The organism is Pseudomonas sp. 9.2(2024) (assembly GCF_039695385.1).
Taxonomy (GTDB): Bacteria; Pseudomonadota; Gammaproteobacteria; order Pseudomonadales; family Pseudomonadaceae; genus Aquipseudomonas; species Aquipseudomonas paraglycinae.
In genome coordinates, this window is sequence record NZ_CP155585.1 from 2630075 (window position 1) to 2656516 (window position 26442).

The window sequence follows — 26442 nt, forward strand, 5'->3', positions numbered from 1 at the left end:
CATTGGCTCCCACAGGGCTTTTTGTTGGTTCAGGCCTGTAGCGGCAATTTCAGCTCCGCACACAACCCGCCACCTTCGCGATTGCTCAGCGTCAGCGAACCGCCCAGCGCCATCGCCAGTTGCTGGGCAATCGCCAGCCCCAGCCCGGTGCCGCCGGTGCTGCGGTTGCGCGAGTTTTCCACGCGGTAGAACGGCTCCATCACCTGGGCCAGTTCTTCTTCGGCGATGCCCGGGCCGCGATCCATGACCTTGATCGAGAGGCCGCTTTTGTCCCGTTGAATCAGCAACTCGGCAGCGCCGGCGAATTTCAGCGCGTTGTCGGTCAGGTTGACCAGCACCCGGCGCAACGCGTGGGGGCGGGTGTCGATGACCGCCTCACTCTTGCCGCTCAACTGCACTTCCTTGCCCATGTCCTGATAGTCGAACACCAGGCTGTCGAGGAACGAATCCAGATTGGTGCGCCGGCTTTCCTCGGTCGAACCGTGGATGCTGCGGGCGTAGGCCACACCTTCGCGCACCAGATGTTCCATCTCGCCGAGGTCGTTCCACAGTTTGTCTTTCTCGGCCGAATCGTCCATGAACTCCGCCCGCAGTTTCATGCGGGTGATCGGGGTTTGCAGGTCGTGGGAGATCGCCGCCAGCAGTTGCATGCGTTCTTTCAGGTACGCGGCGATGCGCGCCTGCATCGAGTTGAAGGCGCGGGCGGCGTAGGCCACTTCGTTCGGGCCTTTTTCGTCGAGGTTGATCGGGTGGGCGTTCGGGTCGAGGGTTTCCACGGCGTTGGCGAGGCGGGTAAGGGGGCGGATGGCGATGCGCACCGCCAGCCAGGTGCAGGCGAGCATCAGCGCCAGTTGCCCGAGCAATACCACCGGCAGCCATGGCGACAGCGGCACCATCGACGGGCGCACATCGATGGTCACCGGGCTGCCGTCGCTCAGGCGCAGGTGGCCCTGAAAGTGTTTTTTCGGGCCGGGAATATCGGTGAACGTCAGCGGATAGGCCTCGCCAATTGCGTCGGTGATCGAGGTGACGGCAATCGGCACGTCCTGCGGATCCAGCGGTGTACCCGGTTCGCCTTCGCTCAGCAGATAGCCGTAATTCTTGCGAGCCAGGCGTTTGAGCCACATTGGGCGTTCTTCGGCGGGCAGTCGGTCGAGGATGGCAATCGAGGTCGAAACGTCGGTTTCGAGGTTGCCGAGCATGGTGTTTTTCGCGCTTTCGTAGCGCTCGTAATATTGCGCGCCGAACGACAGCGCCTGAGCGAGGATCAGGCCGATCAGGAAAATCAGCGACAAGCGGGAGGCGAGGGTACGCGGCCAGTGCAGGGCGAGATTCATGCGGGGGCTCCGAGGACTTCGACCGGCAGCGAAAACACATAGCCTTCGCTGCGCACGGTCTTGATGTAGGCCGGTTCGCGGGCGTCATCCAGCAGGCGCTGGCGCAGGCGGCTGACCAGCAGATCGATGGATCGGTCGAACAGATCGGCGTCGCGGCCCTGTGTCAGGTTGAGCAATTGATCACGGCTCAGCACCCGTTGCGGATGGTCGAGGAACACTCGCAGCAATCGGTATTCCGCGCCACTGAGCGCGACCATGGTGCCGTCCTTGTCCAGCAGATGCCGAGCCGATGTGTCGAGCTGCCAGCGACCGAACGCCAGCAGCCGGCCGCTTTCGGTGACCACCAGATTCGGCGGCAGCATCCGGGTGCGGCGCAGCACGGCATTGATCCGCGCCAACAGTTCGCGGGCGGCGAAGGGTTTGGTCAGGTAGTCGTCGGCGCCCATTTCCAGGCCGAGGATGCGGTCGGTTTCATCATTGCGCGCGGTCAGCATCAGGATCGGTGTGGCCTTGTGTTTGCCCGAGCGCAATTCGCGGCACAGCAGCAGGCCATCGTCGCCGGGCATCATGATGTCGAGCACGATCAGGTCGACGGTGTTGGCCTCCAGAAAACTGCGCATCTGCCGGCCATCGGCAACCACCGTGGTGCGCAGGCCGTTCTTCTTCAGGTAATTGCCGACCAGTTCGCGAATCTCGCGGTCGTCGTCGACGATCAGGATGTGATCGACATGTTCCATGGGGCCAAACCTCAATCAAAGGGGATTGCCGGGCAGTCTATCGAGCCTGCGCGAGGCCGCCTGCCTGCCTTTGTATTGCAGTGTATCCAGCGCTGTGACGGATACACGCCGACGCAAAAAGCGGATTTTTACAGGGTTTTGTATCGCTGTGTATCCCGGGCGCGTGCGGATACGTAGCGATTTATACACGGCATTTGCCGACACATGCGCGATACCTCGCGAGCTTTAAATGAGCTCCATCGAGGCACACACAGAACGCCTCGGCCCACTCAACGATTCAACCATTGAAGCCCGAGGAAAACGCCATGAACACCAAGACCAAATCGATCGCTGCCGCTTGCCTGTTTGCCGCTTTGAACATCTGCACCCTGTCGGCCCGCGCCGAAGCCGATGTCACCCCGCAAACCTACTCCTACGGCAGCCACCTGGACATCCAGAAAGTCGTGTCGCTGAAACAGGACAACTCGATGACCTGCGGCATCGTCGACGCCCGCCTGACCTACCTGGACTCGGCCGGCAAGACCCAGGTGCTCGACTACCGCAAATTCGCCGACGGCTGCAACGAAGACAACTGATTACCCACCTCTATAAAAGGAACATCGCCATGAACAACGTATCGCGCTATCTGACCGCTGTTGCCTTCTCCCTCGCCGGCGTCGCGGCCCATGCCAACGCTGCCGTCGAACAGAACAGCTGTGGCAGCAGCACCTGCTTCCAACTGGCTCCGGTGGCCAAACCGGGCAGCGACGGCCTGATCGCCGCCGACGGCACCAGCCGCACACCACAAGGCCAAACACTGGCTGCCGACGGTTCCAGCCGCACGCCACAGGGCCAGACACTGGCCGAGAACGGTGCCAGCCGCACGCCGCAAAGCCAATGGCTGGACAACCAGACGGCTTGAGGATTGAAGGGGGCTGCCCGTAACGGGCGGCCCCCGATCCAGTCAACAGACCACCCCTCATTCAAAAGGTGAACCTCATGTTTCTCATCGCTTTCCTGGGCGGTCTGTTGACTGTCCTCAGCCCGTGCATTTTGCCGGTGGTGCCGTTTCTGTTCGCCGGAGCCGACCGCACCCGTTCTTCGATCCTGCTGACCCTCGGCGGCATGGCCCTGACCTTCGCCCTGATCTCCAGCCTGGCGGTGGTCAGCAGTGAGTGGGTGATTGAGGCCAGCAACACCGGTCGCCACATTGCGCTGGCGGTGATGGTGCTGTTTGCGCTGTCGCTGATTTCCGCCCGTATCGGTGACTGGCTGGCCCGGCCCTTCGTGCTGCTGGGCAATCGCCTCGACCCGGACAGCCGGAAAAAGACCGGCCCGATGGCGTCGATCATGATCGGTGTCGCCACCGGTCTGCTGTGGGCGCCGTGCGCCGGTCCGATCCTCGGCGTGATCCTCACGGGTGCCATGCTGCAAGGCGCCAACGCCCAGACCAGCCTGTTGCTGCTGGCCTACGGTGTGGGCAGTGCGCTGTCGCTGGGGACGCTGATCTTCGCCGGTCGCGGCCTGGTCAACCGACTGAAACCGTCGATTCCTTTCACTGGCTGGTTCCGCCGCGGCGCGGGTGTTGCGGTGCTGGCGACGGCGGCGGTGATCGCCACCGGTGCCGACAACGTGCTGCTGGCCAACACTTCGTCCCAAGGCGTGGCGTCGGTCGAGAAAAGCGTGCTGGAAAACGTGCCGAAGGTGGTGGACTACTTCGTCAGCAAAGTCCGTGCGGACTCGACCGAAGACGAGGCCGGCAAAGGTGCGATGCCGTCGCTGTCCGGCGCGGTGCAATGGCTGAACTCGCCGGAACTGACCGCTGAGTCCCTGCGCGGCAAAGTGGTGCTGGTGGACTTCTGGACGTATGACTGCATCAACTGCCAGCACACCCTGCCGTACGTCAAAGAGTGGGAGAAGAAGTACGGCAAGGACGGTCTGGTGGTGATCGGCGTGCACACTCCGGAATACGGCTACGAGCGGATCATCGACAACGTCAAGGATCAGGTGCACAAGCTCGGCATCACCTACCCGGTGGCCATCGACAACAACTACGCGATCTGGCGCAACTTCGATAACCAGTACTGGCCGGCGCATTACCTGGTCGACGCCAAGGGGCAGGTGCGTTACACCCACTTTGGCGAAGGCAGTTACCAGGCGCAGGAGCAGATGATTCAACAGCTGCTCAAAGAGGCCAAGGCACCTGCTGCGTAAACCGCGAAACTCAATGGCTCACAGGTCGCGCACCATGAGCCATTGTTCGTTGCCCCAGGCGTGAAAACGCTCCAGCACCCTCCAGCCGCGTTTGGCGTAGTAGCCCTGCTTGCTCTGGGTGTGCAGGTAGAAACGCGGCAGACCCCGGCGTTTCGCTTCTTCCGCGATTCCCTCGATCAGTCTTTCAGCCAGCCCCTGGCCGCGTGATTCGGGGCTCACCAGCACACAGGCCAGCCACGGCCCCAGATCCGGTCGAAGGGCCAGGTCCGCCCGGGCCAGTGCCGCGCCGCCCAGCAGTCGATCCCCGTCCAGCGCAATCAGGCAACGCCAGTCGCCATTGGTCTGGCCCTCGGCAAATTCGCGCTGCCATTCGGCCAGGGGCTGCTCGGCATATTCGTAGTGAAACTGGCGGTGGATCCATGCCGCGTAAGTGTCGCTGTGTTGCATGTGATCGGCGAGCCATTCGAAGCGCAAGGACATGATCGAATTCCGTTTCGGGGGAGGGGCTGCATGAGAGCCGATCAGCCGGCGCGTTGGCAACCCCCCGACAGTGTTTCGGGGCCTTTACAAAATCCCGCCACTCATCGGCCAACGCCCGGTTTTACGGGCTCTCCGGACGATTGGCAGGGACGCCGGACAGCGCCCGCGCGATAGTGGGCGAGCAGGGCCGCCAACGGCTCTGACATCCATAAAAAGAAAGCGAGGTTGCCATGCCGAAGTTCGTGATTGAACGCGAGATTCCAGGAGCCGGAAAGCTATCGGAGCAAGAACTCAAGGCCGTATCGCAAACGTCCTGCAACGTGCTGCGTGAACTCGGGCCAGAGGTGCAGTGGCTGCAGAGTTATGTGACTGCCGACAAGATCTATTGCGTGTACATCGCACCCAACGAAGAGCTGGTGCGCGAACACGCCAAGCGTGGGGGATTTCCGGCCAACAGCGTGTCCCGGGTGACGAGCATCATCGATCCGACGACCGCCGATTGACCCCTCTGCCGTGGAGCCCCCATTCATGAGTACCCCCATTGATCTCACTGCCCTGAAGGAACGCCAGAAAGTCGCCTGGGCCAGTGGCGACTACGCCGTGATCGGCACCACCTTGCAGATCGTCGGCGAAACCCTCGCCGAGGCCTGCGACCTGCGCTGCGATGAAGAAGTACTGGACGTTGCCGCCGGCAACGGCAATGCCACGCTGGCGGCGGCACGCCGTGGTTGTCTGGTGACGTCCACCGACTACGTTGCGGCGTTGCTGGAGCGCGGCCAGGACCGGGCGCGCGCCGAGCATCTGGAGGTGACCTTTCAGGTCGCCGATGCCGAAGCGCTGCCGTTTGCCGATTCCAGTTTCGACGCGGTGCTGTCGACCTTCGGCGTGATGTTCGCCCCGGATCAGGCGAAAGCGGCCAAGGAACTGGGTCGGGTCTGTCGCCGTGGCGGACGGATCGGCCTGGCTAACTGGACCCCGGAAGGCTTCGTCGGCCAGATGTTCAAGACCCTCGGTCGCTACCTGCCACCGCCACCCGTTGCGCAACCGCCCTCGAACTGGGGCGCGGAAGCCTGGCTGCATTCACATTTCGACGACCGCCAGTTTCAGTTGCAGGTGACTCGCCGCCACTTCAACTTCCGCTATCGCTCGGCGGCGCATTTCATTGATGTGTTTCGCCACTGGTACGGCCCGGTACACAAGGCTTTCGCGGCGTTGCCGCCCGAGAGCGGGCAGGCGCTGGAGACGGATCTGACGCTACTGATCGATGGGCTGAATCGGGCGGGGTCGGAATCGATGGTGGTGCCGAGTGAGTATCTGGAGGTAGTCATCACCAAACGCTGAAGCCATTGTGGGAGCGAGCAGGCTCGCTCCCACAGGGATCCCGACGGGCTTCTATTTCAGATGCGCACTGTCGAACCACTCCAGCGCTGTGCGCCAGATGCAGATGCCGAGGAAGTACGCCGACGCCAGCAGCCACAGGCCCATCACCAGCGGGTTGATCACCGGGTGGTTCAGCACCAGCGACAGACTGCACAGCAACCAGATCGCCGTCACCGCAATGTTGATCGGCATGAACCGGCGGACCCGGAACGGGTGCAGGAATTTCATCCGGGTCACGGTCAGCAGCGCCAGGCCAATCACCGTCAGGAAGGTGAGCCACGGCCCCGGATCGATGATGTACAGGCACAAGGCAACCACATTCCACGCAGCGGGGAACCCGACGAAGTAGTTGTCCTTGCTCTTCATGTTGACGTTGCAGAAGCAGAACAGCGACGACACCAGAATCAGCGACACGGTCAGCAGCAGGGTGTAGTCAGGCAGGGGAATGTAGCGATAGATGAACAGCGCCGGGATGAACACGTAGGTCAGGTAGTCGATCACCAGATCGAGGATCGATCCGTCGAAGCTCGGCAGCACCGACTGCACGTTGACCTTGCGCGCCAGCGCCCCGTCGAGGCCGTCGACGATCAGCGCCACGCCCAGCCACATCAGGCAGTGGATCGGCTGGTTTTCCAGCAGGGCAAGGGTGGCCAGGAAGGCGGTGACCACGCCGGTCGCGGTGAAACCATGGGCGCCCCAGGCCTTGAGCCTGGCGATGTGGACGGTCGATATCACGAAGGCGTTCTCCAGAAAGTGCAGCAAGCCGCGTAAACCCTCGGGCAGCAAGGGCGGCGACCAACCGGGTCGGGGTTGCAGTTATCGACCGGTCGGGCCGGGTCAAGGTTCACCCATTCTTGAAGATTAGCTGGCCCTGAAAAAAATACCCCGGCAGGGCCGGGGCATTTTTATGTGACATCGGTAACCGTCAGAGCGCGGCTTCCGGACTGCGGCCGAACACCCGGCTGTATTCAGCCTTGGCGGTCTGCTCGGTGAACTCCCCCGACCACTTCGACACCACCACGGTTGCCACGCTATTGCCGATGGTGTTGCAGGTGGCAATGGCCATCGACATGAAGCGGTAGACGCCGAACAGCAGCGCCAGACCTTCCACCGGCAGGACGCCAATCGCCGTGACGGTTGCTGCGAACACCACGAAGCTGCCACCGGACACCGCCGCCGCGCCTTTGGAGGTGACCAGCATGATCGCGATGGTGCCCAGTTGTTGCTCCCAGCTCATCGGCACACCGTAGGCATTGGCGATGAACAGCACGCACAGCGACATGTAAATGGACGTGCCGTCGAGATTGAAGGCATAACCGGTGGGCAGCACCAGACCGACGCTCTGTTTCGAGCAACCGAACTTCTCGAGTTTTTGCAGCAGGCGCGGCAGGGCGCTTTCCGATGAAGCGGTGCCGAGCACGATGAAAATCTCATCCTTGATGTACTTGAGGAACCGCCACAGGCTGAATCCGGAAATACGGCAGACCGCACCCAGTACGACAAAGATGAAAAACGCCACGCCGACGTAGAACATCAGCACCAGATTGGCCAGCGACATCAGCACCGCCGAGCCGTTGCTGCCAACCGCGTACGCCACCGAACCGAACGCGCCGAGCGGAGCGAACTTCATGATCAGGTTGATGAACTCGAAGAAGCACTCCGAGACCCGACTCAGACTATCCTCGATCACGCTGCGGCGTTCCGGTTTCAACGCCAGCAGGGCGAAGCCGAACAGCACCGAAATCACCAGCACTTGCAGCAATTGGCCGCCGGCGAAGGCGCCGACGAAGTTGTCCGGGAAAATCCCGTAGATGAAGTCCAGGGTCGACGCCGGGGCATGGCCCTTGGCGACGGCGGCACTGGCGGCTGCGGCAGTGGCGCTGCTCGGGTGAGCGTCGTGCATGCCGGAGCCGATGTTCAGCAGGTTGCCCCAGAGCAGGCCGATGGCCAGGGCGATGGTCGATACCACTTCAAAGTAGATCAACGCACGTAGGCCGACTTTGCCCACGCGTTTGATGTCGCCCGCCGAGGCGATGCCGTGGACCACGGTGAAAAACACCAGCGGGGCGACGGCGGTCTTGATCAGCTTGAGGAAGATGTCGCCGAGAATCTTGAAGCTGGCCGCCAGTTCCGGCGCGAGGAAGCCGAAGGCAATCCCCAGCAGCATGGCGGCGATTACCTGAAAGGTCAGGTCCTTGTACAGCGGTTTTTTGTCGGGGGTGGTCATGTCTGCGGTCTCGTTGTTGTTATTGGCGAGCGATGGGCAGAGGGCTCGCGCGCGGCGAGCCCGGTGAGGATCAGCGTTTGACCGAACCCTCACGTGCCAGGGCGATGTCGACCATCTGCGGCGCAAGGCCCAGGTAGTTGGCCGGATCGGTCAGGCGCTTGAGTTCCTCGACATCCAGTTGCGCGGTGGCCTCACCCTGGGCCAGCAGCGCGTCGAGCAGGCTGGTGCCCTGATCGTTGGCCATGCGGCAGGCGGCATAGACCACGTCATGCGCAACCTGACGACCGAGTGCTGGCGCCAGCCCCATCATTACGGCTTCGGCGACGATCAGGCCCTGGGTCATGTCGAGGTTTTTGCGCATGCGCTCGGTGCGCACTTCAAGGCCGGCGAGCATGAACTTCGCCTGACCCAGCGAGGCAGCGCTGAGGGCAAAGGCTTCCGGGATGGCGATCCATTCGGCTTGCCATGGACCGGTGGAGCGCTCGAAGTCCTGAATCATTGCGTCAAGCATCAGACCCGCCTGCTGGCGCACGCCTTTGGCAGCGGCATACATCAGCTCGCAGGAAATCGGATTGCGCTTTTGCGGCATGGTGCTGCTAGCGCCACGGCCCTTGACGAACGGTTCGTAAACTTCACCCAGTTCGCTGGTCATCATCATCATGACGTCGAGGGCAATCTTGCCCAGCGAGCCGGTGACCAGACCGAGGAAGTTCAGAGCTTCCGCCAGACCATCGCGGGCGACGTGCCAGGTGGCTTGCGGCACGCCCAGACCCAGTTCAGCCATCAGCGCTTCCTGCACTTCCAGACCTTTGTCGCCAAGGGAGGCGAGGGTGCCCGCCGCGCCGGCAAACTGACCGATTTCCACCCGTGGACGCAGCTCCACCAGACGTTCGGCGTGGCGGTCGAACATGCTCAGCCACACCGCGCACTTATAGCCGAAAGTGATTGGCAGCGCGTGCTGCAAATGCGTGCGGCCGGCCATTGGCGTGTCGCGATAGTGCTTGGCAAGGTCGGCGAGCAAACCGCGCACCGCTTGAATGTCGCGCTCGACGATGGCCAGCGCAGCGCGGACTTGCAGGACGACGGCAGTGTCCATGATGTCCTGGGTGGTCGCGCCCCAGTGCACGTAACGGCCGGCTTCACCGCAGGTTTTCGACAGCTGCTCCACCAGCGGCAGGATCGGGTAACCGACGATTTCGGTCTCGTGCTGCATCAGCGCCAGATCGAGCGAGGCATAGGTTGCCAGCTCGGCAATCTGTTCGGCGGCAGCCGCCGGGATCACGCCGCAGCGCGCTTCGGCCCGGGCCAGGGCGACTTCCACTTCAATGTAGCGTTCGATCAGGGCTTGGTCGGAAAACACGCTGCGCATCTCGGCGGTGCCGAACATGTCGCGGAACAGGGCGGAGTCGAAGACAGTGCTGGACATGAGGGAATCCTGAATATGTTTGTTATTGATCGGACATATTTATTATGTCCGTACATAATTCTTGCGCCCTCGCTGATACACTGTCAACTCGCTTAACCATCGGGACTGATGAAAGGTATGAACACGCGCTATGCGGTCGTTGCAAAAGACTTGATGGAGGGCATCTCCAGCGGTCGCTATCCGCTCGGATCGCTGCTGCCGACCGAGTTCGAACTGTGCGAGCTGTACGACGTGAGCCGGCACACCGTGCGGGCGGCCATTACGCAGTTGCAGAATCAGGGGCTGGTCTCGCGGCGCAAGCGGGTCGGAACCCGCGTCGAGTCTGTCTCGCCGAAGGGCGGGTACTCGCAGTCGCTGGCCTCGGTGTCCGACCTGGTGCACCTGGCGGAAACCCAGATGCGCAGCATTCAGAACGTCTCCCGTTTTGTCGCCGACATCGCCCAGGCCCGACGCCTGGGCATGGAGCCGGGGGAGCATTATTTTTGCGTGTCGAGCATTCGCGTCGACGAACAGAACCGGCGGGCGCCGCTGTGCTGGACCGATGTCTACGCGCAGGAAACCTACGCCGAAGTCATCGAGCTGGCCGAACAGCATCCGGACGAACTGATCGCCGCGCTGATCGAGCGCCATTTCGGCCGGCACATCGACGTGGTCGACCAACAGGTGCGCGCGGTGTTGCTGAGTCCGGAGATCGCCAAAAGCCTCAACGCCGAAGCCGGGTCGCCGGGGCTGAACATCATTCGCCAGTACCGTGACGAGGACGGCGCGCTGATGGTGGTATCGGAAACCACGCACCCCGAAGACCGCTTCACACTGGTGACACAGATGCGCCGGGAAAAGAGTCCGGGTTGATGCCCGGCGTCAGCCCAACGGTGCTGGCACATCGCATCAAGAGGACTATCGTTGCCTGACGCAGTCATACCCCTTTGCCTGAGGACAACGTCATGAACACCAGTGATCTGCTCGAACAACTGCTGCGAGGCCAGGCCTCGGCGGGACAACAAGCTGGCGCGTCGGCCGGCGGGGGAGCGGGTGGGCTTGGCGGGTTGCTCGGCGGTCTGCTGGGCAGCGGCAGTGGCGGCGGTTCTCCTGCCGGAGGGCTGGGTGGCCTGGGCGGGCTGCTTGGCGGATTGCTCGGCGGTGGCGGGGCGCTGGGTGGCGGTACGCAGCGTCGGTCCGGCGGCACCAACTACGCGGCGCTGGCCTCGCTGGGCATGATGGCTTTCCAGGCGTATCAGGCCTGGCAACGCAGCCAGGCGTCCGCCGCGCCGCAGCAAACCCCGCAAACTGCGGACCTGTTGTCCGGCCCGCAAGTCGAAGAACACAGCCACGCCGTTCTGCGTGCATTGATCGCGGCGGCCAAGGCTGACGGGCGGATCGATGAGTCGGAAAAACACCTGATCAGCAGCGAAATCGGCAAGCACACCGATGACCCGAACCTGCAGCAATGGCTCGACGATGAAGTCGCCAAGCCGCTGGACCCCACCGAAGTGGCTCAGGCGGCGCAGAACGATCCGGCCATGGCCGCCGAAATGTATCTGGCCAGCGTGATGCTGGTGGACGATCAGCAGGACGCCGAGCGCAATTATCTGGATGAACTGGCGGCGGCGTTGCAGATCGACCCCGAGTTGCAGGTTCACCTGGAGCAGCAGGCCAAGGGTACGGCCTGACAGCAAAACCTCGCAGCCTTCGACCGCGTCTGTTCAAACCAGGAACGTGTCGGGGGCTCCGTCCGTCCGGGCAAATTTAACGTCGATTGAATTTTCGGCAGGCGCCGCCTCTCTGCTGCATTAGAGGCGAGTGACTGAGCGTCCTGCCAATTGATCGAGAATATTGCCATGACTGTCCTGACTCACCTGCAAGCTGCCCCCGCCCAATCGCGACCGCTCGACTCTTCGGGTGAGTTGCGGCGTATCCATGAAGCGCTTTTATCCGACGAACATCCGCAGCCGCTCGCGCGCGCCTTTCTGGAAGATCAACTGCTGCAGGCCGCGCAGTTGAAGGATGAGCTGCCATCGGACCCAGCGCAGTGGTATGCCTGGGTGGCAGAGCACTGTGCCGATGTCGCCCGGCAATATGCCGACTACCTGCAACAACGCAGGGCTGGGGGCGCACGGCAGTTCTTCAGTTGCAAGGCGCATGCGCTGTATTTCCTGCAAGCGGTAGCACCGACCAAGCTGGTTGATGGCGCCTGGCTCTATGGTCTGCTGGGACAGTGGCGCGATCCGCGCTTCAGCAGCCTGCTCAGCACCTATCTGGAAGAGCTGGGCGATGGCAATCCGGCGCAGAATCACGTCGTGATCTACCGTCAACTGCTCGCCGAACAAGGCCTCGAGCCCAGCAGTCCTCTGCCCGACGAACGCTACCTGCAAGGCGCGCTGCAATTGGCCCTGGGTGCCGGCGGCATGGATTTTCTCCCGGAGGTGATCGGTTACAACCTTGGTTACGAACAGCTGCCCTTGCACCTGTTGATCAGCAGTTACGAGCTCAGTGAGTTGGGGATCGATCCCTACTATTTCACCCTGCACGTGACCATCGACAACGCCAGCACCGGCCATGCGCAAAAAGCCGTTCAGGCCGTTCTTGATCTGTTGCCTCTGGAAGCCGATCGCAGCGATTTCCTGCGCCGGGTCTCGCTGGGCTATCGGCTTAATGACCTGGGACAGGGCAGTCGCGCAATCATCGAGGAGTTCGATCTGGAGCGCGAACTGTTGGCGATGCTTGAACGCAAGTGTCCGTTCGCCCAACACATGCACTCCGACTATTGCCGCTTCGAAGGCAAGACCGTCAATCAGTGGCTGGCCGATCCGCAGCAGCTGTCCGGGTTCCTGCAGGCCATGCAGGACAAGGGCTGGATCAAGCGCCACGAAGATCCGCAGGGCAGCCGCTTCTGGCAATTGATCGATGGCGATGGTGCGGCGATGTTCGGCGTGTTCAGCGCCTATGAAAAACAACTGGTGCACGACTGGATTGCCGGAGACTGGATTTCTGCGGACAAACCTGTCGCGTTCCGCCGCCGCCCCTCAGGCCCTGCGCCGATCGAGGTGCCCGAACAGGACCCCGATGTGCAGGGCCTCAGTGCGGCGCTGCAAGGGCAGGACGCTCACAGCCAAATCGCAACGTTGATCCCTTGGCTCGCGCCGGCACGCCATGCGCATCCGGCCGGGCTGCTCGCCACTCGCCGATTCATCCAACTCAAATCCGGCCCACGTTAAGGAAATCATTCAATGAATCAGGAAGAACAACTGTCCGCCAACGACCTGGTGCTGCTGCAGCTGGGGCGGCGCTTGCAGGCCGACGGCTATCGTTTCATCACCCCGACGCCGCTGACCCACCAACGGGTCAACCAGCGCGACGAAGGGCAGGCCGCCGATTGCCTGCGGGATGTGTTCGGATGGTCGCGTCCTTTCGAACCGGGCCTTCTGTCCGCCGATGAACAACGGCAATTGCAGGACGCTCAGGTGATCGATGAGTTCGAGGGGCGCTTGAAGAGCCGGGTGCGCTGGTCGAGCCTGGACGACCTGCTTTTCGTGCATTCCGGATTTCCCACCGATGCCGCCGACTCGGTGTTCTTCGGCCCGGACACCTATCGCTTTGCTCAACTGATCCACAGCCATTTGCAGCAGAACTTTGCGCCGATCCACCGGGCGGTGGACATCGGTTGTGGCGCCGGAGTCGGCGCAATCCTGATCGGCCGTGCCCGGCGAGAAGCGCAAGTGCTGGCGGTGGATATCAACCCCGCCGCATTGCGCCTGACCACGATCAACGCGGCGTTGGCCGAAGTAGCCAATGTCGAAGTGCGCGCCAGTGATGTATTGCAGGGCGTCGACGGCGAATTCGACCTGATCGTCGCCAACCCGCCCTACATGGCCGATCCGGTCGGGCGAGCTTACCGCCACGGTGGCGGGACGCTGGGGGCGGGCCTGTCGTTGCGGATCGTCGAACAGGCGCTCAATCGCCTGACTCTCGGCGGCTCGCTGGTGCTTTATACCGGTGTGGCGATGGTCGATGGCCGCGATCCCTTCCTCGATACCGTAGTGCCACGGCTGGATGAAAAGCGCTTCGGCTGGACCTACCGCGAACTCGATCCCGATGTGTTCGGCGAAGAGTTGTTGAACCCCGGCTATCAGCGCGTCGACCGGATCGCCGTGGTCGCGCTGACGGTGACTCGAACAGGCTGAAACAAGGCAGGTGCAGGATGAGCAGGAATCTCGACGACTACAACCGGATGCGCGACTTTTCGGCCACCTCTGAACCGGCGGCAGAACGCCGTCGGGGCAAGAAATCCGCCGGCGACCACGCCCTGCAATTCTGCATTCAAAAGCACGACGCCTCGCACCTGCACTATGACTTTCGCCTGGAACTCGACGGCGCGCTCAAGAGCTGGGCGGTGCCCAAGGGCCCGTCGCTGGATCCCAAGGTCAAGCGCCTGGCGGTGCACGTCGAGGATCACCCGCTGGATTACGCGACGTTCGAGGGCAGCATTCCCGAAGGGCATTACGGTGCCGGCGATGTGATCGTCTGGGATCGCGGCGTGTGGATTCCGCTGGAAGACCCGGAGAAAGCCTACGCCAAGGGCAAGCTCAAATTCGAACTGCAAGGCGAGAAGCTCGCCGGGGTGTGGAATCTGGTGCGCACCCACATGCCAGGCAAAAAAGAGCAGTGGTTTCTGATCAAGCATCAGGACAGCGCCGCGCGCCCGCAAAGCGATTACGACGTGCTGGTCGCCGAGCCCGACAGCGTGCTCAGTGAACGCACGATCGTCGACAAACCCAGCCTCAGTGCGAAGCAGGTCAAGCCGCTGAAGGCTTCGTCGAAAGCGCCGCGCAAGCCGGCTTCGGGCAAACTTGCCGGGGCGCACAAGGCCAGGATTCCCGCGCAACTCAAACCGCAACTGGCCACCCTGGTGGAGAGTGCGCCGGAAGGGGATTGGCAATACGAGATCAAGTTCGACGGCTATCGGATCATGGCGCGTATCGATCAGGACGAGGTGCAGTTGTTCACCCGCAATGGCCATGACTGGACGCACAAATTGCCGAAACAGGCGCAAGCCCTGGCGACGCTGGGCCTGGAGTCGGCGTGGCTGGATGGTGAGATGGTCGTCGCCGACGCAGACGGAGTGCCGGACTTTCAAGCCCTGCAAAACGCGTTCGATTCGGGACGCAGCGAAAACATCGTCTATTACTTGTTTGATCTGCCGTATCTGAACGGTGTCGACCTGCGCGAGGTGCCGGTGGAGGAACGGCGCGCAGCGCTGGCCACTGTTCTGAAAACCCATCAAGACCCGCTGCTGCGTTTCTCCGAAGCGTTCGACGAAACCCCGCAGGCGTTGCTCAACAGCGCCTGCCAGATGCGCATGGAAGGCTTGATCGGTAAACGCCTCGGCTCGCCTTACGTGTCGCGCCGCAGCAGCGACTGGATCAAGCTCAAGTGCAAGCATCGCCAGGAATTCGTGATCGTCGGCTACACCGATCCGAAAGGCGCGCGCAGTTCGTTCGGCGCGTTGCTGCTGGGTCTGCATGATCGTGACAGCGGCGAGTTGCGGTACGCCGGCAAGGTCGGCACGGGATTCAATGAAACCACCCTCAAGAGCATCCTCGCGCAGCTCAAACCGTTGCGGGTGAAGAAACCGGCGGTGGCCAACCCGCCCACGGGGTTCGAGGCCAAGGGTGTGCACTGGCTCAAGCCTAGTCTGCTGGCGGAAGTGGCGTTTGCCGAAATGACCCAGGACGGCTCGGTGCGCCACGCCGTGTTCCATGGCCTGCGCGAGGACAAACCGGCCAAGGACATCACCGAGGAGCGCGCCAAACCGATGAAGACTTCAAAGGCTCAATCTACCGCGCCGTCCCAAACCGATCTGGCCGACGGCAAGGTGCGGATCACTCACCCCGACCGGGTGATCGACGCCAGCAGTGGCACCACCAAAATGCAGCTGGCCGAGTATTACGCCAGCGTCGCCGAATGGATTCTGCCGCAGCTCAAGGACCGCCCCGTGGCGCTGGTACGTGCGCCGGACGGCATCGCCGGTGAGCTGTTCTTCCAGAAGAACGCCGAGAACCTGGCGATCCCCGGCATCCGCACGCTCGACAAGGAGCTGACCGGCCAGCCGGTGATGCTGATCAACAACGCCGAAGCCTTGATCGGCGCGGTGCAGATGAGCACGGTCGAACTGCACACCTGGAACGCCACCACCACGGATCTGGACAAGCCCGACCGCTTTGTCCTCGACCTCGACCCGGATCCGGCGCTGCCCTGGAAAAGCATGGTCGAAGCCACGGCGCTGACCCTGACCGTGCTGGACGAGTTGGGCCTCAAGGCGTTTCTCAAGACCAGCGGCGGCAAGGGCATTCATCTGGTGGTGCCGCTGACCCGCAAGCATGGCTGGGACGAGATCAAGGATTTCAGCCACGCCATCGTCACGCACATGGCGAAATTGTTGCCGGAGCGCTTTTCTGCGGTGTCCGGGCCGAAAAATCGCGTAGGGCGGATCTTCATCGATTACCTGCGCAACGGCCTGGGCGCCACCACCATTTGCGCCTACGCAGCGCGTACCCGCGAAGGGTTGCCGGTGTCTGTGCCGCTGTTTCGGGAAGAGGTCGGGGAGATCAAGGGTGCCGATCAATGGAACGTACGCAACGTTCACGAACGACTGGCGGAAGTGGGCAATGAACCTTGGGCTGACATGAAGAAAACCCGGCAGAGCATTACGGCCGAGATGCGTAAGCGGGTGGGCATGAAAAAATGATCAGGTGCCGCGCAGCAAGTCGTGGGCGTTGAGCAGATCGAAGGCGACTTGCGGATTGTTTTCCAGGCCACGGCGGATGGCGGCGGGGATGGTTTTGCGGGTTTTGCGGCAGAGTCCAGGAAGCTCTTCGACCTCGATTTCGATGCCGCCTCGCACAGTCCGCACTTCACCGAACTTCGGTGCGATCAGCACGCGAATCCCGAGCTGATCGAACATCTTGCCTTGCAGCCGCTGGAGGTCGGCGAGATCTTTGAGGTTTTCCAGACGCTCGAGCAGACGCTTTTCTTCCTCGCGAGTCAGCAACAGGATGCGCACATCCGCGCCGGGCGTATCCAGCAGCGGATCACGCCCGCAGATGCACAGACCCGGCGGGCAAGGGGAGCGGAGTGAGGCGGAAATCGTCATGGCCTCCATCATAGAGGCCGTTCGACGGTTTTGCCCATGGTCGTTCGCCAGCCGTCCATCGGCAGGGCGTAACGGTGGCGAGTCCGTCAGCCACCATCATCATCGAACGTGCCGTGGTTACTGCGACAGACCTTCGTAGTGAACCAGGATGGCGTTGGCCAGCTCTTCATCGCTGGCGTTCAGGCCGGGATTGTCCTGACGCACCTGCTGCAGTACCGATTCCAGGTACACGCCACGGATCGTTCCGCCGCTGGCGACGAATGCCGACAAGTCGTCACGGGCCGGAATCACCATTTTGTGATCCTTGAACGTGGAATACAGCGAGGCGGAAACGCCGGCCGAAGTGGCGACATCCCCCGCATCCACGCGGGCGAAAGCCGAACCGAAAGGCAGGCACAGCATAAGAGACGAAACCAGTAGTAAACGACGCATGACGGTGTTCCTCCAGCAGCGTAAAGCGAAAAGGAAGTACCACATAATGTGAGAGGTGTCGGCGGGCACGGGAGTTCCGTAAGTCGGCTCAGCCGGTTGGGGGCGGCATGAGAACCGTTGCACAGTGCGGCATTTTTACTGGATGTAACGAAACACGCTGAGACGCTCTAACGCAGCGTGTTCATGGAAATAGGCTTAACTGAAGCGTTGAACGGCGCCGCGTGGCGCGACCTGGGAGGAAATCACGGTGTCGATCAAACTGCGTTTGGTGTTGCTGATTGCGACCAGCCTGCTGACGGCGCTGATCGTGAGCCTGGTCAGTTATGTCGGCAATCAGCGGATGGCTTCGGCGGTCAGTGACAACGCGGTCAGCATGAGCGCGCTGCGCAACCACATGGAAGCCGACATGATGCACGACGCCCTGCGCGCGGACGTGTATTCGGCGATGCTGGTGGGGCTGGGCAAAAGCACCAGTTCGGCGGACGAGGTGCGCAGTTCGGTCGAAGAGCATGCGGCGCATTTTCGCGAAGTGCTGGGTGAAAACCTCAAGCTTCCGGTGAACCCGACGATCAAGTCCGCGCTCGAGCAGATCAAGCCAAGCCTCGACACCTACATCAGCGCCGGCGAGCAGATCGTCGGTCTTGCGCTGGAAAATCCGGACAGCGCCCAGCAACAACTGGGGACCTTCAATACCGCGTTCAGCCAGCTCGAAGAACAGATGGCCGCTCTCAGCGAGCTGATCGAAACCAATACCCGGCAGACCAGCGAAGGCACCGAGGCGGCGATCCGCAACGCCAATGTCGCGCTCGGCATCGTTCTGATCGCCAGTCTGTTGCTGCTGTTGGCCCAGGGTCGCTGGGTGATGCTGAGCATCATGGGTCCGCTGAAATCCGCCAGCCGCATCGCCGAAAGCATCGCCCACGGCAACCTCAGCGAACCGATCGCCGAACCGTCAGGCAAGGACGAAGCCAGTGCGCTGATCCGCACGTTGGCCACCATGCAGCGCGACCTGCGAGACATGATCGACGTGGTGCGACGCAACGCCCATGGCGTCAGCGGCATGAGCGAACAACTGAGCCACGGCTGCCATCAGGTGGCCGACAGCAGCCAGCAGCAAAGCACCGCCGCCGGCACCATGGCTGCCGCCGCGAGCCAGATGACCGCCAGCATCGAGGAAATCACCCGTCACGCCGAGCGTGCTTTGAACATGGCCAGCCAGGCCGAGTCACTGGCGAAAAACGGCGGGCAGGTGATCCATCAGGTGGTCAGCGACATGGACGACATCGCCCGTTCCGCCCAGCAATCGGCGCAGGTGATCCGCACCCTCGATCAGGAGTCCGAGGGCATCTTCAACATCATTCAGGTGATCAAGAGCATCGCCGACCAGACCAACCTGCTGGCGCTCAACGCGGCCATCGAGGCAGCCCGGGCGGGCGAGCAGGGCAGGGGCTTTGCGGTGGTGGCCGATGAGGTGCGCAGTCTGGCGGCGCGCACCAGCGCCTCGACCCAGGAAATCGCCGCGATGGTCGCGCGCATCCAGAACAGCACCCGCGAGGCCGTCAGCAGCATGGAGGCCGGCGTCGCCCAGGTCGACAAAGGCATGGCGGTCACCGCCGACGTCGAGCGCGCCATCCGCGAAATCCTCGACGCCACCCTCAGCACCACGCAACTGGTCAACGACATCACCCGCACCATCGGCGAACAGAGCCAGGCGAGCAACGAGATCGCCCATCAGGTGGAGATGATCGCGGGCATGTCGGAGGGCAACAGCAAGGTGATCGGTCAGACGGCCAATACCACGGATGAGCTGTCGAGTCTGGCGGGGCGGCTGGCGCAGTCGGTGGATCGGTTTCGGTTGTGAGAGCAGGCTCTGCCGCCTTGTCAGCGGCAGAGCTCATGCTTCAGAACTTGTACGCCTGACGCCCCACCAGCAACCACTTGCCAGCCTGCTTCTGCCAGATCTGGAAGTTCTCGATTTCCGTCGGCACGACTTCGGTGCCTTTGAGGGCCTGTGCTGAAAAATGATGGCGCACCAGCGCGGTGTCTCCGGACAGGGTGATGGTCTGGTTTTGCATTTCCAGGGTCTTGAACGCGCTCTTGCCGGTTTCGATATCGGCAATGAAGGCTTTCTTGTCCTGGATCTTGCCGCTGGAGTGGCCGTAGGTGAGATTGTCGGCGGTCAGGGCGTTCAGTTCGGCGATGTCCTTGTGCAGCATCGCCTGGGTCAGGTGATCGACGGCCTGGGCGACGTCCTGTTCCGCCGGGGCGGCGGCGACGTAGCCGCTGAAAACACAGAAAAGACCGAGCAGCACTTTGCTTTTGTTCATGAGAATTCCTTGTTTTTGTAGGTTTCGGAACGACTGGTTTATTTGTCAGTCGTCGTACAACTTAGCAGGAATATGAATGAGGTAGAAAGAGCTTCAGGAACCAATCGAAAACTATCCGGTCGCGAACAGACGCGCGGGTTTGCCATGACGTGATATTCTTCGCCCCACTTGGTTTGACCTAATTCAGTCTGGCGCGCTTTTCGGCGGGCCAGACAGAACCCCTGTCGCTCAAGTAGCTGAAGCCAATAATGATAAGAAGTCAGTTCAGAAGGGACATATAACTGAGGTCGACGCAGCCTGTCGGCCTTGTGTGCCCACCCGTCAAAATTGAAGTGTGCCGGAACCCGCGACGCTGGCCTGAGTGTCGCGAAAGAGGGGACCTCATACGTACAACAGCGGCGGGCGGAAGGCGTTTTATCATAGGTGCAACAGATGTTTAAGAAAGTGAACACAGCCTTGCTGGGGCTGGCTTTGGCGATGGGGATGTCTTCCGCCAATGCCGAAGAAGCAAAGAAAGTCGACGTCCTGCTGATCGGCGGCGGCATCATGAGCACCACCCTCGGTGTGTGGATCAATGAGCTGGAACCTACCTGGTCGATGGAAATGGTCGAGCGCCTCGACGGCGTCGCCCTGGAAAGCTCCAACGGCTGGAACAACGCCGGTACCGGTCACTCGGCACTTGCCGAGCTGAATTACACCCCGGAAGACGACAAGGGCAATGTCACCATCCCGAAAGCCGTCGAGATCAACGAAGCGTTCCAGGTCTCCCGTCAGTTCTGGGCCTGGCAGGTTCGTCAAGGCGTCCTGAAGGACCCTCGTTCGTTCATCAACACCACTCCGCACATGAGCTTCGTGTGGGGCGATGACAACATCAAGTTCCTGAAAAAGCGCTACGAAGCCCTGCAAGCGAGCCCGCTGTTCGCCGGCATGCAGTACTCCGAAGACCCGGCTGTGATCAAGAAGTGGGTTCCGCTGATGATGGAAGGGCGTGACCCGAACCAGAAAATCGCGGCCACCTGGAGCCCGCTGGGTACCGACATGAACTTCGGCGAAATCACCCGCCAGTTCGCCGGTTACCTGCAGACCAAGCCTAACTTCAACTTGAAGCTGTCCAGCGAAGTACAGGACATCACCAAGAATGCCGATGGCACCTGGCGCGTCAGCTACAAGAACCTGAAAGACGGCACCAAGACTGAAACCGACGCCAAGTTCGTGTTCATCGGCGCCGGCGGCGGTGCACTGCACCTGCTGCAGAAATCCGGTATCGAAGAAGCCAAGGAATACGCTGGCTTCCCGGTAGGCGGCTCGTTCCTGGTGACTGATAACCCGGCCATCGCCGAACAGCACCTGGCCAAGGCCTACGGTAAAGCTTCGGTTGGCGCGCCTCCGATGTCCGTTCCGCACCTGGACACCCGTGTCCTGGACGGCAAGCGCGTCATCTTGTTTGGCCCGTTCGCGACTTTCAGCACCAAGTTCCTGAAAGAAGGTTCGTACCTGGACCTGCTGACCAGCACCACCACTCACAACATCTGGCCTATGACCAAGGTCGGCATCAAGGAATACCCGCTGGTCGAGTACCTGGCCGGTCAACTGATGCTGTCGGATGAAGACCGTCTGAACGCGCTGAAGGAATACTTCCCGAACGCCAAGGCCGAAGACTGGCGCCTGTGGCAAGCCGGCCAGCGCGTGCAAATCATCAAGCGTGATGAAGCCGCTGGCGGCGTGCTGAAACTGGGCACCGAAATCGTTGCTTCCAAAGACGGCTCCATCGCCGGTCTGCTGGGCGCATCCCCAGGCGCATCGACCGCTGCACCGATCATGCTGAGCGTGCTGCAGAAAGTCTTCAAAGACAAAGTCGCCAGCCCAGAGTGGCAAGCCAAGCTGCACCAGATCGTTCCAAGCTACGGCACCCAGCTGAACAACGATCCAGCCAAAGTGGCTGAAGAGTGGGCTTACACCGCCAAGATCCTGCAACTGCCAACCCCTCCGGTGATTGGTCAGGTTGCAGCTCCAGCGGCGGACGCCTCGGCTGAAAAAGCTCCGGCTCCGAAAGAAAGCGCTGCACGTGACATGGCTCTGTAATCCAGACGCCTGACACACGAAGCCCACTGAACCGGCGACGGTCAGTGGGCTTTTTTGTGTGCGGATTTCAGGCCTTGGCGGCCGCCAGATAGGCGCCAAGCCGCCGTCCCATCTCTTCACCCAGCGCCTGCAACCCGCTGAGCGGCCGCACCATCACCTCGAACTCGACGATCTTGCCTTGTTCATCGAAACGGATCATGTCGATGCCTTTGAGCTCTTTTGCGGCGACTTTGGCGCTGAACTCCAGCACCACATTCAAGCCATCGGCTGTCGCCAGTTCACGGTGGTATTTGAAGTCTTCGAACACCTCGAACACGGTGTTGAGGATCATCGACACCACCGGGGCACCGGGGTAGGGGGTATGCGCCATCGGCGAGCGGAAAACCGCTTTGGAATCGAGCAGTTCGGGCAGGGCCTTGAGATTGCCGGTGCGGATCATTTCGTGCCAGCGGTTCAGGGATTCGGCGGCGTTGGGGTGCAGGTTCAGGTCGGACACGGTTTCACTCCTGTATTTTTTGTTGTTCTTGGCGCGGCGCCCATGACTCTAGATCAAAGCGGCGCAATGGAAACCATTTGTACCGATCTGAATGTCGACCCATGCGCCACCCCGATCCATCTGATCCGCTTTTTCCTGTCGAATCTGCATCTGTAACCATCTCAGCCACGGGCCCAAAATGGCCCTGCCGTTCGGTCATACGCGACGCGCTTCATTCCGGAGCGCCCGGTGCGCCGGACATTGAGTACTCAGGAGGCCTTCATGGCTAAGATGGCGATTTTCCTCGGCGGCTTTCTTGTGTTGACCATCATGATTGGCGTGCTTGCCACGATTTCTCCGGTCTGACGATCAGCCGTCGAGTTGCGACTTGCAGCGCTCTTCGACGGTTTCGGATGGAACCGGATCAAGGCGCCCCGAACAGCATCGTCCAGTAAACCCCTTCATCACTGCGCGCCTCACTGGCGAACCCGGCGCCGACCTGGGTGAACATCGGGTTCATCAGGTTGGCGCAGTGTCCGGGGCTGGCCAGCCAGCCGGCCATGGCTTTGCCCGGTGAGCTTTGTCCGGCGGCGATGTTTTCGCCGATCTGTCGGCCACGGTAGCCGGCCGCCCGGGCGCGATCTGCCGGGCCGTCGCCGTCCGGGTCGCGGTGGGCGAAATAATTGCCGTAGGCCATGGCCTTGCTGTGGCCCTGAGCGGCGGCGCCGAGTGCCGGGTTCCAGCTCAAGGGGCGGGCGGCGGCGAAGCGCTGGCGACCGCACATACGGGGTCGGGCGCGGGCGGCGTTGACTTCGGCCAGCAAGGCCTTGCCGACGCTGCGGTTGTCGCCGACGCGACTGTCGAGCACCGGCCGGGCCAGCACCACTTGCCATTCGCTGCGGGCGCGGCTGATGCCGATGTCGGCGTATTGACCGTCGAGCAACGCGCCGCAGTAATCGTCTTGCAGCATTTCGAACGCCTCTTCGGCGTCCTGTGCGCCGACGATCCGGATGCTGCGCACCGCCACGGCGGCATAGCCGGAGTCTTTCAATCGTTCGCGCAATCCACCGCCGTAGCCATAGCCGACCGGCAACGCCAGATTCGACTTCAACGTCAGCGGCGCCAGCCGTTGGGCCGGGCGACGGTCACAACGTTGCGGATGGGCGCGGTAGTCGTTGATGGCGGCCACCAGTTGCCGCTCGGCGCCGGCGTGGGCAGAGGGAGAAAGCAGGGTAGAAAGGATCAACAGGCACAGCGAAACGAAGCGAGACGAACGAACGGCGTGGCGCATGGGACGCAAAGCTCTGAACAAAGACAAGGCTGAAGGAAAGTGAACCGCAGAACGCGGCGCGGGTAGGACTGGCCTTTTTGCACTTGGTTCACGAAGCAGCGCCGGGTTTCATCGGCTGCCGACGAAGTGCTCAGCGATTCAACACATCCTGCATCCATTGCAGATATTGCGGCCGTTCGGAAATCGAATTGTGTGCCGAGTCGTTCACCACTTTGAGCGTGGCCACACCGTCGGGAAAACTGTGCAGCAAGCGCTCGGTGCTGGCCCTTGGAATCACCTCGTCATCGCTCGCCGCCAGCAACAGCGTCGGCACGCGGATATGCGCCGCGTACTGACCTGACCGGAAACGATCCTTGAGCAACCACTGCACCGGCACCCACGGGTACTGACGGGCGGCGATTTCTTCGAGGCTGTTGTAGGGCGTGACCAGAATCAGCCGCGCCACCGGCCGTTGGCTGGCCAGACGCACCGCGACCCCGGAACCGAGGCTGCGTCCCAGCAGCGCGACCTGCGGATGACTGGCATAGACCTGATCGAACAGCGCCAGCGCATCCTCGGCGATCGCTTCTTCGGAGGGCGAACCGCCGCTGCCACCAAAACCCCGGTAATGCAGCAAATACAACGAATAGTCAGGAAACGCCTCGGAAAACTCCGGCAGATTGTGCGAAACGTCCTCGGCATTGCCGCCGAAATAGATCAGCGCTCTGGGCCCGGCGCGCTCGCGCACCGTCACGCGGATCTCGGCGTCGGGCATGGCCAGCGTCAACCGTGACTCCGGCGAATCGAGGGTGGCGGGCTGCGGAAAATAAATCAGCGCCCGCTGAAAAACGAACAGCGCCGCGCACAGGATCAGGTACACGGCGACGATCAATGCGACGAGTGACAACAGGGTTCTGGACATTCGACTAACGTTAACCGGGCGCGCAGGTTGGCTGTCGCAGTGTAGTCCAACGGTTTTGCGGGCTGCGTCAAAACACAAGGTGCAACAGATCCACAGGGCAAGGGCGCCAGCATGAACCACACTGAGGGATATTCCCGCCGCCGGTTGCTGACACTGGCAGCCGGCGTGTCAGCGGTTTTCACCTTTGACCGGGCGCTGGCCGCCATTTCGTTGCCGAACGCCACAGGAGCCCAGACCATGCAGACCCGCGCCATCCCTTCGAGCTCCGAGCCACTGCCGCTGGTGGGGTTGGGCACTTATCGCGGTTTCGACGTCGCTCCCGGCGATCCGGTCTACAAACAATTGCCGGCGGTGCTCGGCGAGCTGTTCAAAAAGGGCGGGACGCTGATCGACAGCTCCCCCATGTACGGCCGCGCCGAGGAAACCACCGGTGAATTGCTGTCGATTCACGAACCGCGCTCTCCGGCGTTTCTGGCGACCAAGGTCTGGACCCGTGGTCGCGAGGAGGGCATTGCGCAGATGGAGCAGTCGTTCAGCCTGCTGCGCACCGAGCGCATCGACCTGATGGAGATCCACAACCTGCTCGACTGGCAAACCCACCTGCCGACCCTGCGCGACTGGAAAGAGCAGGGGCGCATCCGCTACATCGGCATCACTCACTACACGCCGTCGGCCTATGAGGAGGTCGAAGCGGTGCTCAAGGCCGAGCCGCTGGATTTCCTGCAAATCAACTACGCCCTGGATGATCGCGGGGTCGAGAAACGCATCCTGCCGCTGTGCCGCGAACGCGGGGTGGCGGTGATCTGCAACCGGCCGTTCGGCGGCGGCGACCTGCTCGCGCGGCTCAAGGGCAAGCCGCTGCCAGGCTGGGCGGCTCAGGTGGGGGCGAAGAGCTGGCCGCAACTGGCGCTGAAATTCCTGCTGGCGCATCCGGCGGTAACCTGCGTGATTCCCGGCACCAGCAATCCGTTGTACATGGCCGACAATGCCGGCGCCGGGTTCGGGTTGATGCTGACCGATGCGCAGCGTCAGCAGTTGATTGCGTTGGTGGACTAGACGGTTTCAGCCTTGATAGCGCAGCGCCGCCAGCAACAATGCAAAGGCCGGCGCTGTCTGGCGCCGGCTCGGGTAGTAGAGGTGATATCCGGAAAACACCGGGCACCAATCCTCCAGTACTTGTATCAGGCGACCTTCAGCCAGATAGGGGGCGACGATGTTCTCCGGGATGTAGCTCAGGCCGAAACCGTCGAGTGCGGCGTCCAGTAATGGATAGACGCCGTTGAGGGTTACCTGTCCGCAGACTCGCACCTTCAGGCGTTCGCCATCCTTCTCGAACTCCCAGGCGTATAGACCGCCGTTGGTAGGCAGGCGCAAGTTATTGCAAGCGTGGTCGGTCAGATCACGCGGGGTCTTCGGTACGATACGTCTGGCGAAATAGGCGGGCGAGCCGACCACCGCCATACGCATGTCCGGGCCGATACGAGTGGCGATCATGCCTTGTGCGACATCCTCGCCCAGCCGCACGCCGGCATCGAAACCCTGACCTGCGATGTCGACGAAACTGTAGTCGCAGCTGACTTCGACGGAGATGTCCGGGTATTGCAGAAGAAATTCTTTGAGGACCGGTCGCAACAGCCAGTTCAGCGAGTGATCGGTGGCGCTGAGACGGATCTTGCCGGCGGGAGTTTCCCGCAGGTTGCTGAGGGCGGCCAGTTCCGATTCGATCTCTTCGAAGCGCGGGCCGATGGTTTGCAGCAAGTGATCACCAGCCTCGGTGGGAGAGACACTGCGGGTGGTGCGGATCAGCAGGCGCAGGCCCAGCCGGGCTTCAAGGCTGCGGATCGTATGACTGAGCGCCGACTGCGAAACGCCAAGTTTGGCAGCTGCTTTGGTGAAACTGCGCTCACGCGCCACGGCGAGGAAAGCGAGCAGATCACTGGCATTTTCCCGAAGCATTAATGAGTGCCCTGCATAAGTTTTTTTGAATTCTAGTCGATTATCTGA

The 26442-nt window shown here is 61.9% G+C and carries 26 protein-coding genes; 13 read left to right on the forward strand and 13 right to left on the reverse strand.

The window, feature by feature from the left end; all coding sequences use genetic code 11:
- Positions 1–29: 29 nt before the first annotated feature.
- Both ABFB52_RS11840 and ABFB52_RS11845 read right to left on the reverse strand, forming a co-directional pair.
- Positions 30–1337 (reverse strand): HAMP domain-containing sensor histidine kinase, encoded by a 1308-nt coding sequence (locus tag ABFB52_RS11840; protein ID WP_129974013.1) that lies wholly within the window; start codon positions 1335–1337, stop codon positions 30–32.
- Entirely contained in the window at positions 1334–2074 is a 741-nt protein-coding gene (locus ABFB52_RS11845) for a response regulator (protein ID WP_011333526.1), read from the reverse strand. Before ABFB52_RS11845 ends, ABFB52_RS11840 begins: the two co-directional genes overlap by 4 nt.
- Positions 2075–2379: 305 nt before the next feature.
- On the opposite strand from ABFB52_RS11845, the gene ABFB52_RS11850 reads away from it, so the two are divergent.
- The 3 genes from ABFB52_RS11850 (at position 2380) to ABFB52_RS11860 (ending at position 4267) form a co-directional block, all read left to right on the forward strand.
- Positions 2380–2649, forward strand: a complete 270-nt coding sequence (locus ABFB52_RS11850; protein ID WP_007956290.1) for a DUF2790 domain-containing protein — start codon at positions 2380–2382, stop codon at positions 2647–2649.
- A 29-nt stretch (positions 2650–2678) separates the two neighbouring features.
- Complete coding sequence (locus ABFB52_RS11855; RefSeq protein WP_129974012.1) at positions 2679–2975, forward strand: hypothetical protein; 297 nt, start codon at positions 2679–2681, stop codon at positions 2973–2975.
- Between the two features lie 77 nt (positions 2976–3052).
- Positions 3053–4267 (forward strand): cytochrome c biogenesis protein DipZ, encoded by a 1215-nt coding sequence (locus tag ABFB52_RS11860; RefSeq protein WP_129974011.1) that lies wholly within the window; start codon positions 3053–3055, stop codon positions 4265–4267.
- A gap of 18 nt (positions 4268–4285) precedes the next feature.
- On the opposite strand, the gene ABFB52_RS11865 is transcribed toward ABFB52_RS11860, so the two are convergent.
- Positions 4286–4747, reverse strand: coding sequence for a GNAT family N-acetyltransferase (locus ABFB52_RS11865; RefSeq protein WP_129974010.1), 462 nt, complete (start codon positions 4745–4747; stop codon positions 4286–4288).
- A gap of 230 nt (positions 4748–4977) precedes the next feature.
- On the opposite strand from ABFB52_RS11865, the gene ABFB52_RS11870 reads away from it, so the two are divergent.
- Positions 4978–5250, forward strand: coding sequence for a DUF4242 domain-containing protein (locus ABFB52_RS11870; RefSeq protein WP_007957179.1), 273 nt, complete (start codon positions 4978–4980; stop codon positions 5248–5250).
- 25 nt (positions 5251–5275) lie between these two features.
- Positions 5276–6088: a class I SAM-dependent methyltransferase gene (locus ABFB52_RS11875; protein ID WP_085748256.1), complete on the forward strand. Its 813-nt coding sequence runs from the start codon at positions 5276–5278 to the stop codon at positions 6086–6088.
- Positions 6089–6139: 51 nt separating this feature from the next.
- Here ABFB52_RS11875 and pcsA read toward each other — a convergent pair whose 3' ends face one another.
- The 3 genes from pcsA to ABFB52_RS11890 all read right to left on the reverse strand — a co-directional run bounded on the left by pcsA (position 6140) and on the right by ABFB52_RS11890 (position 9780).
- Entirely contained in the window at positions 6140–6862 is a 723-nt protein-coding gene (gene pcsA, locus ABFB52_RS11880) for a phosphatidylcholine synthase (RefSeq protein ID WP_039767868.1), read from the reverse strand.
- 190 nt (positions 6863–7052) lie between these two features.
- Positions 7053–8354, reverse strand: a complete 1302-nt coding sequence (locus tag ABFB52_RS11885) for a cation:dicarboxylase symporter family transporter (RefSeq protein WP_102688473.1) — start codon at positions 8352–8354, stop codon at positions 7053–7055.
- A 70-nt stretch (positions 8355–8424) separates the two neighbouring features.
- The gene (locus ABFB52_RS11890) at positions 8425–9780 is read right to left on the reverse strand and encodes an adenylosuccinate lyase family protein (protein WP_129974009.1); all 1356 of its coding nucleotides are present in this window, start codon (positions 9778–9780) and stop codon (positions 8425–8427) included.
- Positions 9781–9897: 117 nt separating this feature from the next.
- On the opposite strand from ABFB52_RS11890, the gene ABFB52_RS11895 reads away from it, so the two are divergent.
- The 5 genes from ABFB52_RS11895 to ligD all read left to right on the forward strand — a co-directional run bounded on the left by ABFB52_RS11895 (position 9898) and on the right by ligD (position 16525).
- Positions 9898–10632: a GntR family transcriptional regulator gene (locus tag ABFB52_RS11895; protein ID WP_007957169.1), complete on the forward strand. Its 735-nt coding sequence runs from the start codon at positions 9898–9900 to the stop codon at positions 10630–10632.
- Between the two features lie 92 nt (positions 10633–10724).
- Positions 10725–11450, forward strand: a complete 726-nt coding sequence (locus tag ABFB52_RS11900) for a tellurite resistance TerB family protein (RefSeq protein ID WP_085748259.1) — start codon at positions 10725–10727, stop codon at positions 11448–11450.
- A 168-nt stretch (positions 11451–11618) separates the two neighbouring features.
- Positions 11619–12995 (forward strand): iron-containing redox enzyme family protein, encoded by a 1377-nt coding sequence (locus tag ABFB52_RS11905; RefSeq protein ID WP_129974154.1) that lies wholly within the window; start codon positions 11619–11621, stop codon positions 12993–12995.
- 12 nt (positions 12996–13007) lie between these two features.
- Positions 13008–13961 (forward strand): methyltransferase, encoded by a 954-nt coding sequence (locus ABFB52_RS11910; protein ID WP_129974155.1) that lies wholly within the window; start codon positions 13008–13010, stop codon positions 13959–13961.
- A gap of 17 nt (positions 13962–13978) precedes the next feature.
- Positions 13979–16525, forward strand: a complete 2547-nt coding sequence (gene ligD, locus ABFB52_RS11915) for a DNA ligase D (RefSeq protein ID WP_129974156.1) — start codon at positions 13979–13981, stop codon at positions 16523–16525.
- On the opposite strand, the gene ABFB52_RS11920 is transcribed toward ligD, so the two are convergent.
- Together ABFB52_RS11920 and ABFB52_RS11925 are read right to left on the reverse strand one after the other, a co-directional pair.
- On the reverse strand, positions 16526–16930 hold the full coding sequence (locus ABFB52_RS11920; protein ID WP_178082640.1) for a hypothetical protein: 405 nt from the start codon (positions 16928–16930) through the stop codon (positions 16526–16528). It abuts the gene before it with no gap.
- 117 nt (positions 16931–17047) lie between these two features.
- Positions 17048–17362 (reverse strand): DUF2388 domain-containing protein, encoded by a 315-nt coding sequence (locus ABFB52_RS11925; RefSeq protein ID WP_039770957.1) that lies wholly within the window; start codon positions 17360–17362, stop codon positions 17048–17050.
- Between the two features lie 247 nt (positions 17363–17609).
- Here ABFB52_RS11925 and ABFB52_RS11930 point away from each other — a divergent pair, with 247 nt between their 5' ends.
- The gene (locus tag ABFB52_RS11930) at positions 17610–19223 is read left to right on the forward strand and encodes a methyl-accepting chemotaxis protein (protein ID WP_129974158.1); all 1614 of its coding nucleotides are present in this window, start codon (positions 17610–17612) and stop codon (positions 19221–19223) included.
- A 40-nt stretch (positions 19224–19263) separates the two neighbouring features.
- Here ABFB52_RS11930 and ABFB52_RS11935 read toward each other — a convergent pair whose 3' ends face one another.
- A complete protein-coding gene (locus ABFB52_RS11935; protein ID WP_085613009.1) occupies positions 19264–19689 on the reverse strand; it encodes a nuclear transport factor 2 family protein in 426 nt (141 codons plus the stop codon).
- Positions 19690–20121: 432 nt separating this feature from the next.
- On the opposite strand from ABFB52_RS11935, the gene mqo reads away from it, so the two are divergent.
- On the forward strand, positions 20122–21771 hold the full coding sequence (gene mqo, locus ABFB52_RS11940; RefSeq protein ID WP_039770951.1) for a malate dehydrogenase (quinone): 1650 nt from the start codon (positions 20122–20124) through the stop codon (positions 21769–21771).
- A gap of 67 nt (positions 21772–21838) precedes the next feature.
- On the opposite strand, the gene ABFB52_RS11945 is transcribed toward mqo, so the two are convergent.
- The 3 genes from ABFB52_RS11945 to ABFB52_RS11955 all read right to left on the reverse strand — a co-directional run bounded on the left by ABFB52_RS11945 (position 21839) and on the right by ABFB52_RS11955 (position 24438).
- Entirely contained in the window at positions 21839–22267 is a 429-nt protein-coding gene (locus ABFB52_RS11945; RefSeq protein WP_085748266.1) for a nuclear transport factor 2 family protein, read from the reverse strand.
- A gap of 403 nt (positions 22268–22670) precedes the next feature.
- On the reverse strand, positions 22671–23537 hold the full coding sequence (locus tag ABFB52_RS11950) for a CAP domain-containing protein (protein WP_085748267.1): 867 nt from the start codon (positions 23535–23537) through the stop codon (positions 22671–22673).
- Positions 23538–23667: 130 nt separating this feature from the next.
- On the reverse strand, positions 23668–24438 hold the full coding sequence (locus ABFB52_RS11955) for an alpha/beta fold hydrolase (RefSeq protein WP_129974159.1): 771 nt from the start codon (positions 24436–24438) through the stop codon (positions 23668–23670).
- A gap of 111 nt (positions 24439–24549) precedes the next feature.
- Here ABFB52_RS11955 and ABFB52_RS11960 point away from each other — a divergent pair, with 111 nt between their 5' ends.
- A complete protein-coding gene (locus ABFB52_RS11960; protein WP_178082641.1) occupies positions 24550–25494 on the forward strand; it encodes an aldo/keto reductase in 945 nt (314 codons plus the stop codon).
- A 6-nt stretch (positions 25495–25500) separates the two neighbouring features.
- Here ABFB52_RS11960 and ABFB52_RS11965 read toward each other — a convergent pair whose 3' ends face one another.
- On the reverse strand, positions 25501–26394 hold the full coding sequence (locus tag ABFB52_RS11965) for a LysR family transcriptional regulator (protein ID WP_085748270.1): 894 nt from the start codon (positions 26392–26394) through the stop codon (positions 25501–25503).
- Between the last annotated feature and the right edge of the window lie 48 nt (positions 26395–26442).

Excerpts from the sequence above, each read along its gene's own strand:
- ABFB52_RS11840 (WP_129974013.1), bottom strand. The coding sequence starts at position 1,337 with ATGAATCTCGCCCTGCACTGGCCGCGTACCCTCGCCTCCCGCTTGTCG.
- ABFB52_RS11845 (WP_011333526.1), bottom strand. The coding sequence starts at position 2,074 with ATGGAACATGTCGATCACATCCTGATCGTCGACGACGACCGCGAGATT.
- ABFB52_RS11850 (WP_007956290.1), top strand. The coding sequence starts at position 2,380 with ATGAACACCAAGACCAAATCGATCGCTGCCGCTTGCCTGTTTGCCGCT.
- ABFB52_RS11855 (WP_129974012.1), top strand. The coding sequence starts at position 2,679 with ATGAACAACGTATCGCGCTATCTGACCGCTGTTGCCTTCTCCCTCGCC.
- ABFB52_RS11860 (WP_129974011.1), top strand. The coding sequence starts at position 3,053 with ATGTTTCTCATCGCTTTCCTGGGCGGTCTGTTGACTGTCCTCAGCCCG.
- ABFB52_RS11865 (WP_129974010.1), bottom strand. The coding sequence starts at position 4,747 with ATGTCCTTGCGCTTCGAATGGCTCGCCGATCACATGCAACACAGCGAC.
- ABFB52_RS11870 (WP_007957179.1), top strand. The coding sequence starts at position 4,978 with ATGCCGAAGTTCGTGATTGAACGCGAGATTCCAGGAGCCGGAAAGCTA.
- ABFB52_RS11875 (WP_085748256.1), top strand. The coding sequence starts at position 5,276 with ATGAGTACCCCCATTGATCTCACTGCCCTGAAGGAACGCCAGAAAGTC.
- ABFB52_RS11885 (WP_102688473.1), bottom strand. The coding sequence starts at position 8,354 with ATGACCACCCCCGACAAAAAACCGCTGTACAAGGACCTGACCTTTCAG.
- ABFB52_RS11890 (WP_129974009.1), bottom strand. The coding sequence starts at position 9,780 with ATGTCCAGCACTGTCTTCGACTCCGCCCTGTTCCGCGACATGTTCGGC.
- ABFB52_RS11895 (WP_007957169.1), top strand. The coding sequence starts at position 9,898 with ATGAACACGCGCTATGCGGTCGTTGCAAAAGACTTGATGGAGGGCATC.
- ABFB52_RS11900 (WP_085748259.1), top strand. The coding sequence starts at position 10,725 with ATGAACACCAGTGATCTGCTCGAACAACTGCTGCGAGGCCAGGCCTCG.
- ABFB52_RS11905 (WP_129974154.1), top strand. The coding sequence starts at position 11,619 with ATGACTGTCCTGACTCACCTGCAAGCTGCCCCCGCCCAATCGCGACCG.
- ABFB52_RS11910 (WP_129974155.1), top strand. The coding sequence starts at position 13,008 with ATGAATCAGGAAGAACAACTGTCCGCCAACGACCTGGTGCTGCTGCAG.
- ligD (WP_129974156.1), top strand. The coding sequence starts at position 13,979 with ATGAGCAGGAATCTCGACGACTACAACCGGATGCGCGACTTTTCGGCC.
- ABFB52_RS11920 (WP_178082640.1), bottom strand. The coding sequence starts at position 16,930 with ATGACGATTTCCGCCTCACTCCGCTCCCCTTGCCCGCCGGGTCTGTGC.
- ABFB52_RS11925 (WP_039770957.1), bottom strand. The coding sequence starts at position 17,362 with ATGCGTCGTTTACTACTGGTTTCGTCTCTTATGCTGTGCCTGCCTTTC.
- ABFB52_RS11935 (WP_085613009.1), bottom strand. The coding sequence starts at position 19,689 with ATGAACAAAAGCAAAGTGCTGCTCGGTCTTTTCTGTGTTTTCAGCGGC.
- mqo (WP_039770951.1), top strand. The coding sequence starts at position 20,122 with ATGTTTAAGAAAGTGAACACAGCCTTGCTGGGGCTGGCTTTGGCGATG.
- ABFB52_RS11950 (WP_085748267.1), bottom strand. The coding sequence starts at position 23,537 with ATGCGCCACGCCGTTCGTTCGTCTCGCTTCGTTTCGCTGTGCCTGTTG.
- ABFB52_RS11955 (WP_129974159.1), bottom strand. The coding sequence starts at position 24,438 with ATGTCCAGAACCCTGTTGTCACTCGTCGCATTGATCGTCGCCGTGTAC.
- ABFB52_RS11960 (WP_178082641.1), top strand. The coding sequence starts at position 24,550 with ATGAACCACACTGAGGGATATTCCCGCCGCCGGTTGCTGACACTGGCA.
- ABFB52_RS11965 (WP_085748270.1), bottom strand. The coding sequence starts at position 26,394 with ATGCTTCGGGAAAATGCCAGTGATCTGCTCGCTTTCCTCGCCGTGGCG.